The sequence below is a fragment of the Teichococcus deserti genome (assembly GCF_001982615.1).
Classification (GTDB): Bacteria; Pseudomonadota; Alphaproteobacteria; order Acetobacterales; family Acetobacteraceae; genus Pseudoroseomonas; species Pseudoroseomonas deserti.
The window spans coordinates 1-11,237 of the sequence record NZ_MLCO01000076.1; the positions used below are offsets into that span (position 1 = coordinate 1).

General features: G+C 72.4%; 12 protein-coding genes. 10 read left to right on the top strand and 2 right to left on the bottom strand.

From position 1 onward, the window contains the following. The first annotated feature begins 225 nt into the window (after positions 1 to 225). Both BKE38_RS09530 and BKE38_RS09535 read left to right on the top strand, forming a co-directional pair. Positions 226 to 1,137 carry a hypothetical protein gene (locus BKE38_RS09530; RefSeq protein ID WP_076957090.1) on the top strand — a complete coding sequence of 304 codons (912 nt, stop codon included), beginning with the start codon at positions 226 to 228 and terminating at the stop codon, positions 1,135 to 1,137. 130 nt (positions 1,138 to 1,267) lie between these two features. Continuing rightward, the gene (locus BKE38_RS09535; RefSeq protein ID WP_076957091.1) at positions 1,268 to 2,125 is read left to right on the top strand and encodes a bactofilin family protein; all 858 of its coding nucleotides are present in this window, start codon (positions 1,268 to 1,270) and stop codon (positions 2,123 to 2,125) included. Between the two features lie 37 nt (positions 2,126 to 2,162). Here the strand turns inward: BKE38_RS09535 and BKE38_RS09540 are convergent, their stop codons facing one another. Next, a complete protein-coding gene (locus BKE38_RS09540) occupies positions 2,163 to 2,606 on the bottom strand; it encodes a hypothetical protein (protein ID WP_076957092.1) in 444 nt (147 codons plus the stop codon). 191 nt (positions 2,607 to 2,797) lie between these two features. On the opposite strand from BKE38_RS09540, the gene BKE38_RS09545 reads away from it, so the two are divergent. The 8 genes from BKE38_RS09545 to BKE38_RS09580 all read left to right on the top strand — a co-directional run bounded on the left by BKE38_RS09545 (position 2,798) and on the right by BKE38_RS09580 (position 10,203). Beyond that, a complete protein-coding gene (locus BKE38_RS09545) occupies positions 2,798 to 3,160 on the top strand; it encodes a rod-binding protein (protein WP_165694153.1) in 363 nt (120 codons plus the stop codon). Then, positions 3,157 to 3,540 carry a hypothetical protein gene (locus BKE38_RS09550; RefSeq protein ID WP_076957093.1) on the top strand — a complete coding sequence of 128 codons (384 nt, stop codon included), beginning with the start codon at positions 3,157 to 3,159 and terminating at the stop codon, positions 3,538 to 3,540. The genes BKE38_RS09545 and BKE38_RS09550 overlap by 4 nt, the downstream gene beginning before the upstream one ends. Before the next feature lie 78 nt (positions 3,541 to 3,618). Then, a complete protein-coding gene (locus BKE38_RS09555; RefSeq protein WP_076957094.1) occupies positions 3,619 to 5,574 on the top strand; it encodes a tetratricopeptide repeat protein in 1,956 nt (651 codons plus the stop codon). A gap of 164 nt (positions 5,575 to 5,738) precedes the next feature. Continuing rightward, complete coding sequence (locus tag BKE38_RS09560; RefSeq protein WP_076957095.1) at positions 5,739 to 7,481, top strand: flagellin N-terminal helical domain-containing protein; 1,743 nt, start codon at positions 5,739 to 5,741, stop codon at positions 7,479 to 7,481. A 156-nt stretch (positions 7,482 to 7,637) separates the two neighbouring features. Next, entirely contained in the window at positions 7,638 to 8,147 is a 510-nt protein-coding gene (gene flaF / locus BKE38_RS09565) for a flagellar biosynthesis regulator FlaF (RefSeq protein ID WP_083747422.1), read from the top strand. Continuing rightward, positions 8,147 to 8,650 (top strand): flagellar biosynthesis repressor FlbT, encoded by a 504-nt coding sequence (locus BKE38_RS09570; RefSeq protein ID WP_076957096.1) that lies wholly within the window; start codon positions 8,147 to 8,149, stop codon positions 8,648 to 8,650. Before flaF ends, BKE38_RS09570 begins: the two co-directional genes overlap by 1 nt. A gap of 69 nt (positions 8,651 to 8,719) precedes the next feature. Next, a complete protein-coding gene (locus BKE38_RS09575; protein ID WP_076957097.1) occupies positions 8,720 to 9,037 on the top strand; it encodes a hypothetical protein in 318 nt (105 codons plus the stop codon). Continuing rightward, positions 9,034 to 10,203, top strand: a complete 1,170-nt coding sequence (locus BKE38_RS09580; RefSeq protein ID WP_076957098.1) for a DUF1217 domain-containing protein — start codon at positions 9,034 to 9,036, stop codon at positions 10,201 to 10,203. Before BKE38_RS09575 ends, BKE38_RS09580 begins: the two co-directional genes overlap by 4 nt. A 21-nt stretch (positions 10,204 to 10,224) precedes the next feature. Here BKE38_RS09580 and BKE38_RS09585 read toward each other — a convergent pair. Then, positions 10,225 to 11,237 (bottom strand): ATP-grasp domain-containing protein (locus tag BKE38_RS09585; protein ID WP_131829548.1); only part of this gene is annotated, 1,013 nt, incomplete at its 5' end.

The window sequence follows — 11,237 nt, forward strand, 5'->3', positions numbered from 1 at the left end:
TCACCGCATGACCCGTTCCCCGCCGCCCCGACGTCCCGCCGCCGGCGTGACCGGCGGCGTGGCATGGTCGGCCCGTCAGCACGGGAAGGGCGGGGCAGGGGCGCATGATCTGCGAAATACCATGATTTGCGGCCGGGGCGGCCCTGTCCCGGTGGCTCTGCCACGAATTCCGGCAGCAGCGCCCCGGGTGCTGCGCGGCCGCCATCAGCAGAAGGGATCTCGACCATGGTGACACGCGTGCGGCCGGGGCGGGATGGCACCTGGCAGGTGGCGGTGGGGCAGGGGCCTTCGGCCTTCCAGCGCGAGGCCTTCGCCGACCGCGCCGCTGCTGAGGACTGGGCGGCCATGGCGACGCTGGCCGCGCGGGTCTGCATGGTGCGGATCGGCACCAAGCGCTTCCTGGGCACCGCGGCCGAGGCATTGCGGCGCTGGGCGATCGACCAGGGCACCCTGCCGCGCAGCGAGGGCGGCACCGAGATCGCGCCGCTGCAGCGGCTGGCGCCGCTGATGGCTGATCCCGACTGCGCCCTGCCGCTGGCGGCGCTGCAGCCGGTGGACCTCGCCGCCCTGCGCGCCCGCCGCCAGGCGGCGCTGGGCTGCACGGCGGAAATGCTGGTCGAGCAGGCGGCACTGGCCGCGGCGCTCGAGCATTTTCGCGACTTCCACATCCCCGCCCTCGACGATCCTTTCGCCGAGCCCGCCCCCGACGGGCTCTGCCTGCTGGACGAGGCCACCTGCGCGCAGGCAATCGGCTGGGCGTCGGCCGAAAGCGCCACCATGGGCCGGCTGGTGGCGCTGATGCTCAGCACCGCCGCCGCGCCCGAGACGCTGCTGGCCTGCTGCAATGGCCAGGCGGAGGCGCGCAGCGGCCAGCTGCGCCTGCCCGGCGGCCAGGTGGTCGCCGTCCCCTCGGGCCTGCTGCCCGGCCAGGACGTCCCGTTTGCCGCACCCCTGCTGCCCGGCCTGACGGCCGCCGCCGCCGCCGCCGGGCTGGCGCGGCTGGCACAGCGCCTGGGCCGGCCCGGCATGGCCGCGCCGGCGCTGCAGCTGACCGCGCTGGCCCAGGCCCTGGCCCAAGGGCAGCACCTGGACGAGGTGCTGGGCCTGGCCGGGGCGCGCGCCGCCCTGGTGAGCTGAGACCTTTCGCCCCATCGACTGCGAAAAACGTTGCAGGGCTTGTGCGAAAAACCTATGAGGGAAGGGCGGCGCATCCTGTCCAGGGCGCCGGCGGCTTTCCAGGCGGCATCTCCTAGAACGGGAACCGGACATGAACATCTTCGGCAGGCCGAGCGGCGCGGAGCCGCGCATCACCTATGAACGTATCGATCTCAGCGCGGAGCCGGCCCTGCCCACGGGCACCCCGGCGGGCAGCTTGGCGGGCAGCTTGGCGGACAGCTTGGCGGGCGATGCCCCGCTGCCCCGCGGCGCCGAGCGCATCGAGCCGCGCAGCGAGCGGGCACGGCCGGCAGGTCTCCCGCCGGGCGCCAGTCCGGTGAGCGGCATCATGCTGGTCGCCGCCGACAGCGAGCTCGAGGGGCGGCTGCGCTCGCGCGGCGCCGTCCGGGTCGAGGGCGTGGTCCGCGGCGGGCTGCAGGCGCCGGTGCTGTTCATCGAGCCCGGCGGGCTGGTCGAGGGCAGCGTCACCGTCGAACGCGCGCGGATCTGCGGCACGCTGCGCGGCAGCCTGGTGGCGCGGGAGATCGAGGTGGTGCGCACCGCGACCCTCGATGCCGAGCTGCTCTATGACGAGATCAGCATCGAGCGCGGCGCCCGGGTGCGCGGCCTGCACCGCCAGCGCGACCCCGAGCCGGCCGAAAGCGCGCCGATGCCAGGTCCCGCCGCGCCGCTGATGCCGCCAGGCCCGATGGCCGCCCCGATGGGCGTGGCGATGGGCGTGGCGATGGGCGCTGCGGGCAGCGAGGCCGCGGTGATCAGCGCCATCAGCACCGCCGCCCTGGTCGCCGAGGCCGAGGCCGCGCTGCAGAGCCTGGCCCAGGTCAGCCAGGCCGCGGCCGAGGCGGTGGACGATCTCTCCGCCGAGGGGGTGACCGACCTGGTCGCGCTGGAGGTCGAGCTGCGCGGCACCCCGGAAGAGATGCTGATCGGCAAGCCCGCCGCCGCCTGACGCCGGCCCCGAGATGCAGCCCGAGGCGCGGCGCCGCTCAGCGATAGAGCGGCGTCAGCCCGGGATAGGGGATTTCCGACAGTCCGCGCTCGCGCAGCAGCCGGTTGGCGGCGCGCGTCACTTCCTTGGGCCCGGCCTGGAAGCCGTCCAGGATGTAGTAGCCGTTGCGCAGCGGCCGCACCCGGAGGCCCAGCACGCAGCAGGCATATTGGATCGGCGTCATGTCGTCTTCCACCTCGCTGAAGGTGGAGAGGAAGGGCGAGGCCTCGCGGCCCTTGGTGGCGCGGCTCATCACCCGCTTGGCGCGGCGCTGCGCATACCAGGGCTCAATGCCGAAGGCGCGGGCGAGCGCGGTGATCTCCTCGCCCGCCATCAGCCGGCGGTCGAACTCGCCGCGCAGCTCGACCGCCAGGGCGCGGCGGCGCACCTGATGCCGTCGCTTCGGCTCGTCGTCCATGTACCGGTCGTCATGCTCGCTCATGGCGTCGGTTCCTCTGCTCGTCCCCGGCAAGGGGGAGGCGTTCGGGGAGCTGCTCCTTCTGGAGATCAAGGAGCCGTCCCTTCTGGAGGCCGGCGCAGGCCGACATTATGCGAAAATTTCCTGATACCCTGCTAACGTCCCGCCATGACGCAGCCCCGAATCACGATCGCAGGAGCGGGAGGCTCATTCGCATGCAGCCGGTGACGCAGAACGCCGCCCCGGACAGACCCGCCGCCACGCCGCGCCCAGGACCGGGCCAACCCGCCCCGGGCGGCGCCCCGAACCCGGGCCAGGTGCGCCGCCTGGCGCGCCAGCTCGAGGCCAGCTTCGCCGCCGAGCTGCTGCGCGCCGCCTGGCCGCCGCAGAAGGAGGGGATCGGTGGCCGCGGCACCGGCGGCGACGCCTTCGACAGCTTCATGGACCAGGCGCTGGGCGAGGCGCTGGTGGCGCGGGGCGGCCTCGGCCTCGGCACCGCGCTGGAGCGCGCCATCGCCGCCCGCTCGGGCGGGCGCGCCGCCATGGCCGCGCATCCCCCGCACCGGCTGCGGCCATGAGCGCCCTGCTCCAGGCCGCCGCCCGGCTGCAGCGCGCGCTGCAGCAGGAGGCCGCCGCCGCCCGCCAGGTGGCGCTGCCCGCGCTGCACGGGCTGATCGAGGAGAAGCGGCAGGCGCTGGCGGCGCTGACCGCGGCACTGGGCGCCGAGGGCCTGCCGCGTGACGAGGCCGAGCGCGCCGCGCTGCGCGCCATGATGCGCGCGGCGGAGGAGAATGCCATGGTGCTGGGCGCCGTCGCCGGAGCGCTGGAGGGGCTGCGCGAGCGGCTGCGCCACGACCTGCAGCAGGCCGCCGATCCCGGCCTCTATGGCCCTGCCGAGGGGCCGCGGCGCCGGCCGCTGCGGCATACCCTGGCCGCCAGCCTCGACCGGACCGCCTGAGCGGTGCCGCCCGCACCCCCGGCGCCCTCTCGGGCCGCCGCTGCCGCGCCGCCCCCGGCCGCCCTTCTGCAGGCGGCGATGCGCCACCACCAGGCCGGCGCCCTGGCCGAGGCCGAGCCCCTGTACCGCGCCATCCTGCAGCGCGGCCCGCGCCAGGCCGATGCGCAGAACCTGCTGGGCCTGCTGCATTACCAGCGCGGCGAGCATCCGGCGGCGGTCGTGGCGCTGCGCCGCGCGACGAGGCTGCGGCCGGGGGCGGCGGAGTATCACCGCAACCTCGGCATGGCGCTGCGCGCGCTGGGCCGGCTGCCCGAGGCGCTGGCCGCCTGCCGCCGCGCTGTCGCGCTGCAGCCGGCCGCGGCCGAGAGCCAGTTCAACCTGGGCAATCTCCTGGCCGAGCTGGGCGACGCCGAGGGCGCGGCGGAGGCCTTCCGCGCCGCGGTCGCGCGCCAGCCGGGCTTCGCCGCCGCCCGGCTGAACCTGGCGCATGCCCTGCTGCTGCTGAAGCGCGCGCCAGAGGCCGAGGCGACGCTGCGCCCGCTGCTGGCAGAGCAACCTGACCATCCCCAGGCGCGCTACAATCTCGGCCTGTCGCTGATGCCGCAGGAGCGCTGGAGCGAGGCCGAGGCCGCTTTCCGCGCGGCCCGGGCCGCCGGCGCCGCGGCCGCGGGCCTGGCCGCCAACCTGGCCATCACCCTGCAGGAGCAGGAGCGCTGGCCCGAGGCCGAAGCCGCCTGGCGCGCCCTGCTGGACGATGATCCCGCCCAGCCCGAGGCCTGGTTCGGCCTGGGGCTGGCGCTGCAATGCGGCGCCGCGGAGGGCGCGGCCGAGGACGCGGCGCAGGCCTTCGAGCGTGCCTGCGCGCTGCGCCCGGATTACTGCGACGCCTGGTACAACCTGGCGCATCTGCGCCGGCAGCAGGGCGCGCTCGACGCCGCCCGCGCCGCGCTCGACCGCGCGCTGGCGCTGCAGCCCGAGGATCCTTCGGCGCTGACCAATCTGGCCAACCTCCTGGCGCTGCAGGGCTGGCCGGAGCAGGCCCTGCCGCTCGCCCGCCGCGCCGCCGCGCTGCTGCCCGACGATCCCCTGCCGCGCACCAACCTGGCCCGGCTGCTGCTGCTGCACGGCCGCTACGCCGAGGGCTGGGACGCCTATGAGGGCCGCGTCCGCGAGGAGGCGGATGCACATTACGATTTCGGCCTGCCGGCCTGGGACGGCGCGGCGCTGCCCGGCGACGGCCGGGTGCTGGTCTGGCGTGAGCAGGGCATCGGCGACGAGGTGATGTTCTGCTCGCTGCTGCCCGAATTGCTGGCTGCCGGCCACCGGCTGACGCTGATCTGCGACCGCCGCTTCGAGCCCGCTTTGCTGCGCGCCATGCCGGCGCTGCGCTTCCTGCACCGCGCGCCGCCGCCGCCCGAGATCGTGGCGCAGATCTCGATGGCCAGCCTGCCGCGGCTGTTCCGCCGGCAGGAGGCCGACTTCGCCGGCAACCGGGCCTATCTGACCGCCGATCCAACGCGCCGCGCCGCGCTCCGCGCCCGCTACGCGCCAGAGGGAGGCGAGACGCTGCTGGGCCTGTCCTGGTACACGGCGCATCCGCGCAGCGGCTACAAGCGCAACATCCCGCTGGCCGCCTTCGCGCCGCTTTTCGCCGTGCCCGGGCTGCGCTGGGTCAGCCTGCAATACGGCGACCCGGGGCAGCTCGCGGCCGAGGCGGCGGCGGCCGGGCTGGCGCTGCGGATCGACCCCGACGTCGATCCGCGCGCCGATCTCGAGGCGGCGCTGGCCCAGGTCGCGGCGATGGACCATGTCGTCAGCATCGACAATTCGGTCGCGCATTTCGCCGGCGCGCTCGGCCTGCCCTGCGACCTGCTGCTGCCGCTGGCGCCGGACTGGCGCTGGCAGATCGGACGGTCCGATACGCCCTGGTATCCGGGGCTGCGCCTGCACCGCCGCGGCCATGACGACGACTGGCCGTCCCTGCTGCGCCGCGTCGCCGGCAGCCTGCCGCAAGCCGCTGCGCGAAACGGCTGAGCCAGGGCTGCGGAGGTCCTCGAATCCGGCACAAATCAGTCTTGTGGCGCGATTTCGAGGAATGCTAAAAACGCGCGTCGCTGCCGCCCGGAAAGGGCCCACCCGCCGCGATAGCCGCGTCAGAAGGCGCTTCCCGGAACCGGAACCCTCGAAGGGCGCAATTCATGGTCAGCTCGATCCTCACCAACAATGGCGCGTTGACGGCGCTGCAGTCGCTGAAGGTCACGCAGCGGAACCTGCTGGAAACCCAGAACCGCATCTCCACCGGCCTGAAGGTGGCCACCGCCAAGGACAATGCCGCGACCTGGGCCGTCGCGACCTCGATGCGGTCGGACATCGCCAACTACAAGCAGGTCAGCGAGAACCTCTCGGTCTCCTCCTCCATCCTGAAGACGGCCGAGACGGCGGCGACCTCGATCGCCGACCTGGTGAAGACCATCCGCACCAAGGTCAGCTCGGCGCAGAACCCGGCGGTCGACAAGGCGCAGGTGCAGGCCGACATCGACGCGGCGCTCGCCCAGATCAGCAGCATCGCCGCCTCCGCCTCCTTCAAGGGGGTGAACCTGGTCAACAACACCGACACGCAGCGCGTGCTGACCTCGGTGAACCAGCAGGACGGCGTCTCCACCGCCGCCTACACCAATGTCGTCAGCCGCAACCTGGCGATCGAGGACGGCGCGACGCTGGAAGGCCTGAAGAGCCTGACGGTGCTGTCCCGTGCCGACCAGACCTTCGTCAACACCAATGACGGCACAGCCAAGATCACCCTGACGGTGGGCGCCACCATCGGCATCAACAACGGCAACGAGCTCGCCTTCAAATATGTCGACACCACCGGCACCGACCGCACGCTGACGGTGAAAGTCGGCAAGAACATCACCGACATCCAGACGCTGACCGACTACCTCAACGCCGACAAGGGCTTCAGCGCGCTGTTCCAGGCCGACCGCGTGGCCTCGGCCGGCACCACGCTGACCACCAACAGCATCACCATCAGCGCCAAGGACCGCGACACGGTCGAGGCCTTCGGCTCCACGGTCAGCGCGGCGACGACCTATTCGCATGTGCTGGTGATGTCGGCCGGCACCGGCGCGCTGGGCACCGGCTTCTCGGGCGTCACGTCGCTGGATGGCGGCGTGCGCCGGCTCGACGTCAACTTCACCAATGTGCCGCTGCAGCTCGGCGACACTTTCGAAATCAAGGTCGCCTCGACGCTGACCAACAATGACGGTGCCGAGACGGCGATCTACAAGCTGAAGGTGGTCTCCGACGACTACACCACCGGCCAGCTGCTGGTCGGCGACAGCGCTTACAGCAACAACGACAATGTCTATGTCATCGCGGTGGCCGCCAGCCAGGTGACCAACCCGAATGTCTCCGGCCTCGACATCGCCAACACGCTGAAGACCGCCCTGACCACCGGCGCCGCCAATGTGGCGCTGACCGGCGAGGGCGTCGGCACCGCGGCCACGGCCGACTTCGTCTCGGCGACCAACGCCACCACCACGACCAATGCGGTGGCCGGCGAAAGCTTCGGCGTCTATGTCGACGCGGTCACCGGCAAGCTGTCGATCCTCTCGGCCTCGGGCGTGGCCGACCGGCTCTTCTCCTTCAACTCCTCGAAGACCGACTACCAGACCCTGCTCGACAAGATCGACCAGGCGACGCTCGACGTCGAGAACGCCGCGGCGGCCTTCGGCACCGCCGGCACCCGCATCGACCTGCAGAAGGACTTCCTGGACAAGCTGGTCGATACCCTGACCACCGGCCTCGGCGCGCTGGTCGATGCCGACATGTCGGAAGAGGCGGCGCGGCTGCAGGCGCTGCAGGTGCAGGAGCAGCTCGGCACCCAGGCGCTGTCCATCGCCAACCAGGCGCCGCAGAGCATCCTGGCGCTCTTCCGCTAAGCCGAAGGGGGGCGCGGCGCAACGCCGCGTCCCGCCTCGCTGAGGCGGGGGCTGGCCGCGAGGCCCGCCCCCGATCGGCCTGCCCCGAAGGGCGGCGTCCGGGCTCCGTCCCGGGACGCCGCCCGGACGAGCCAGTAGGTGACGAGGAAGAATCCGATGCTGACCGCCGCCCAAGACAGCCTTCCCCCCGCGCCGCTGCACCGCCCGCGCGGCGCCGCCACGGCCTATGGCTCGGTCATCCGGGGCACGGAGGACCCGCGGGATATCGAATACCGCGTCCTGGCCCGGGCCACCGCGCTGCTGGAGGCGGCGAGCCTCGCCGAGGCCGGCCCCGCCGAGTTGCCCGCCGCCCTGCATGAAAACCGCATGGTCTGGACCGCCTTCGCCACGGACCTGGCCAGCGACGAGAATGGCTGGGACATGGTGCTGAAAGCGCGGCTGCTGTCGCTGACCCGCTGGGTCTTCGCCGAAAGCGAGCGGGTACTGCGCGAAGGCCGCAGCCCGCGCGCGCTCTGCGACGTCAACCGCGCCGTCATGGCCGGGCTGAAGCCCGATCGCACCGAAAGCGACCGGCCCCACAGCGACCGGCCCCACAGCGACCGGGCTTATAGCGACCGGGCCACCTCCGACAGCAACACCGCCGCCGGCAGGACGGGACCTGGCTGATGTCGCTGATCCTCAAGCTGGCCCCCGGAGAAAGACTGTTCATCAATGGCGCCGTCGTCACCAATGGTGATCGCCGTGCCTATCTGATGGTCGAGACCAAGGCGCAGATCGTGCGCGAGAAGGATGTGCTGCTGCCCGAGGATGCCTCGACGCCGGTGCGCCGCGCCTATTTCGCCGCGCAGAACGTGCTGCTGAACGCGCAGTCCTCGCTCGGCAGCATCGACGCCTTTCTCGAGCAGGTCGCCTGCCTGCGCGGCGTCTTCCTCAAGAGCGAGCACACGCTGCTGCTCGACGAGGCGGAGCAGCAGATGCGCCACGGCAACACCTATCGCGCGCTGGCCGCGCTGCGCGACCTGGTCATGTATGAATCCGTGCTGCTGGAGCTCGACCCGCCGCAGCGCTTCCGCCGCGACGGCACGCCGCGCCCGCCGGCGACCGCCGAGCTCTCCCTCAGGGATGCAGCCCTGAGGCACCCGCCCAGTGATGCGAAAATGTCCCGGTAAGTGTAGCCTGACGTTTGCGGGAGAAACCCTCGCCGACCCGGTCCAAAGCCGAACCCAGGAGCAGCCTCCATGATCGAAGCCACCCAATCGGTGAAGAAGCAGGCGAGCGCGCCCGAGCCTGCGGCCAAGGGCCCGGCCCGGGTCGAGACAGAGGAGCGGGAGGCCACCAACCCGGCCCCCGCCAGCACCGAGCTCCAGGTGCCCGAGCGGCAGAAGCAGGTGACGCCGCCGAGCCCGAGCTTCGACGTGCGCCTCGACGCCGAGACCATGCGCCTCTATTCCGAGCTGCGCGACCCGGAGACCGACCGGGTGATCCTGCGCCTGCCTGCCGGCTATCAGCCGAGCGACGAGGAGGGCGGGGTCTCGCACCTCTCGACCGAGGCATGAGCGTCAGCGCCGTCGCCATCGGCGTGCCCACCGGCCTGGCCGGCTGGAAGCTGCTGCAGAGCAAGACGCCGGCCGACTTCAAGGCCTTCACCAAGGATCCCGTGCTGCAGCGGGACATCGCCTATCTGCGCGAGAAGCTGCCGACCAAGCTGACCGCCCAGGAGCTGCTGGCCGATCGCCGGCTGCAGGCCATGGTGCTGCAGGCCTATGGGCTGGACAAGCAGATCGGCTTCGACGCGCTGATGCGCAAGGTGCTGGACAGCAATCCCGACGACGACAGCTCGACCGCCGCCCGCATGGTCGACTACCGCTACCGGCAGATCGCGGCCGACCTGAACTATGGCGGCATCAGCATCCCGGAGATCCCTGCCGTCCTCTCCAGCACCACGCTGCAGATGGAAGGGGTGATGACCGGGCAGACCTTCACCAGCTTCAACGGCACCATGGGCGGGGTGAAGGTCGAGGGCGTCAACCTCGAGGGGATGACCAAGCGCAGCGACATCGCCGCCGCGCTGCAGGCTGCCTTCCAGAAGGCCGATGGCGGGCGCGGCGACATCACCGTCCAGGCGCTCGGCGTCAAGATCATCTTCAGCGATGCGAAAGGCCGCGGCAAGAGCGACTTCACCTTCATCGCCGATCCCGACAGCACCCCCCGCGCCTATCTGCTGTCGGAAAGCGCCGGCAGCCAGCGGGTCGCCGGCAGCGGCGGGCCCAAGGTGACCGACAGCGCCACCATCGACGCCATTGTCGCCAAGTTCACCCAGGCCCGCTTCGAGGAAAGCCTGGGCCAGAGCTCCGACAGCCTGCGCCGCGCCGTCTATGCCAAGCGCCTGCTGCCGCAGATCGCCAACTGGTACAGCGTCATCGCCGACCGCAACCTGGCGACGGTGGTGCAGGCGGCGCTCGGCCTGCCGGACAGCTTCGGCCAGATCGACGTCGACCGGCAGAAGACCATCCTGGAGCAGCGGATGGACATCGCCGACTTCAAGGATTTGGCCAAGCTCGGCAAGATCATCGAGCGCTATGTGGCGCAGAGCAGCATCGAGGAAGCCAAGGCCTTCGCCAGCGGCGGCCTGAGCAGCCTGGTGCAGCCGGTCTATTGGGGCCGCGACAGCTTCGACGGCAGCGCCGCCGCGGCGCTGCTCTCGACGGTCATGACACGCTGAGCGTCACGACACAGGACAGGCTCAGAGAGGACAGGGCAAGGGCGGCAGGCTGCGGCCATCGACATAGGTCAGGCGGATCTGCGCCGCCAGCGCCTCGGCCAGGGCCACGGCGCCGCCGCCCGGCGGCGTGACCACGCCCAGCAGCCCGCTGCGCTGCGAGGTCCAGCGCAGCGGCAGTATCGTTCCGTCGCCGGGCAGGAAGACCTCGGCAGCCAGCACGCCGGGATGCGCGCGGACGGCCGCCGGGATGTCCACCGACACCGCTTGACCGGGCGGGAACAGCAGGAAACGGAAGCAGGCCTCGGCCTGCGGCGGCAGCGCTGGCGGCAGCGGTGACGCCAATCCGCAGGCGCGGCGGCATTCGGCCAGGAAGGGATCGGCGCCGCCAACCGCCCCGGCCAGGTCCGGGGTCAGCCCGCCGCCGCAGCGCATCGCCAGCTCGATCGGCCGCAGCCCCGCGGGCGTCGCCGCGAACTCGACATGGCTGCTGCCATCGCGGAACCCGAGCGCGGCGCAGAGGGAAACAACCATCGCCTCGGCCTCGTCGCGCAGGGCGGCGGCGGCCGCGTCGTAATGCACGGCCAGGTCGACGCAGTAAGGCTCGGGCGACTTGACCTTGCGGCCGATGGCCACCACCCGGGCGCGGCCGTCGCGCAGCACCGCCTCGGCCGAGAATTGCGCGCCGGGCAGCCGCGTCTCGGCCAGGACAGGGCTGTCCGGCAAACCGCCGGCCCGGGCGAAGTCATGCGCCGCGGCCAACCCCTCGGGTCCGGCGACCCGGCTGACGCCGCGCGAGCCGCCCTGGCTCAGCGCCGGCTTCAGCACGATGGGATAGCCGCCGAGCCGCGCGACCAGCGGCGCCGCATCCGCCGGATCGGGCATCAGGGCGAAGGGCACGGCCCAGGGCGTGGCGTGCGCGGCCCAGGCGGTGCGCTGCGCCAGCTTGCTCAGGCCCTGCGCGATCACCACAGGGTCGGCGGCGCCGGGCAGGCCGAGGCGCCGCCGACCCTGTGGTGATCGCGCAGGGCCTGAGC

Bases quoted from the DNA above. Each gene is read 5' to 3' on its own strand.
- BKE38_RS09530 (WP_076957090.1), top strand. From the start codon at position 226: ATGGTGACACGCGTGCGGCCGGGGCGGGATGGCACCTGGCAGGTGGCG.
- BKE38_RS09550 (WP_076957093.1), top strand. From the start codon at position 3,157: ATGAGCGCCCTGCTCCAGGCCGCCGCCCGGCTGCAGCGCGCGCTGCAG.
- BKE38_RS09540 (WP_076957092.1), bottom strand. From the start codon at position 2,606: ATGAGCGAGCATGACGACCGGTACATGGACGACGAGCCGAAGCGACGG.
- BKE38_RS09555 (WP_076957094.1), top strand. From the start codon at position 3,619: ATGCGCCACCACCAGGCCGGCGCCCTGGCCGAGGCCGAGCCCCTGTAC.
- BKE38_RS09580 (WP_076957098.1), top strand. From the start codon at position 9,034: ATGAGCGTCAGCGCCGTCGCCATCGGCGTGCCCACCGGCCTGGCCGGC.
- BKE38_RS09570 (WP_076957096.1), top strand. From the start codon at position 8,147: ATGTCGCTGATCCTCAAGCTGGCCCCCGGAGAAAGACTGTTCATCAAT.
- flaF (WP_083747422.1), top strand. From the start codon at position 7,638: ATGCTGACCGCCGCCCAAGACAGCCTTCCCCCCGCGCCGCTGCACCGC.
- BKE38_RS09535 (WP_076957091.1), top strand. From the start codon at position 1,268: ATGAACATCTTCGGCAGGCCGAGCGGCGCGGAGCCGCGCATCACCTAT.
- BKE38_RS09560 (WP_076957095.1), top strand. From the start codon at position 5,739: ATGGTCAGCTCGATCCTCACCAACAATGGCGCGTTGACGGCGCTGCAG.
- BKE38_RS09545 (WP_165694153.1), top strand. From the start codon at position 2,798: ATGCAGCCGGTGACGCAGAACGCCGCCCCGGACAGACCCGCCGCCACG.
- BKE38_RS09575 (WP_076957097.1), top strand. From the start codon at position 8,720: ATGATCGAAGCCACCCAATCGGTGAAGAAGCAGGCGAGCGCGCCCGAG.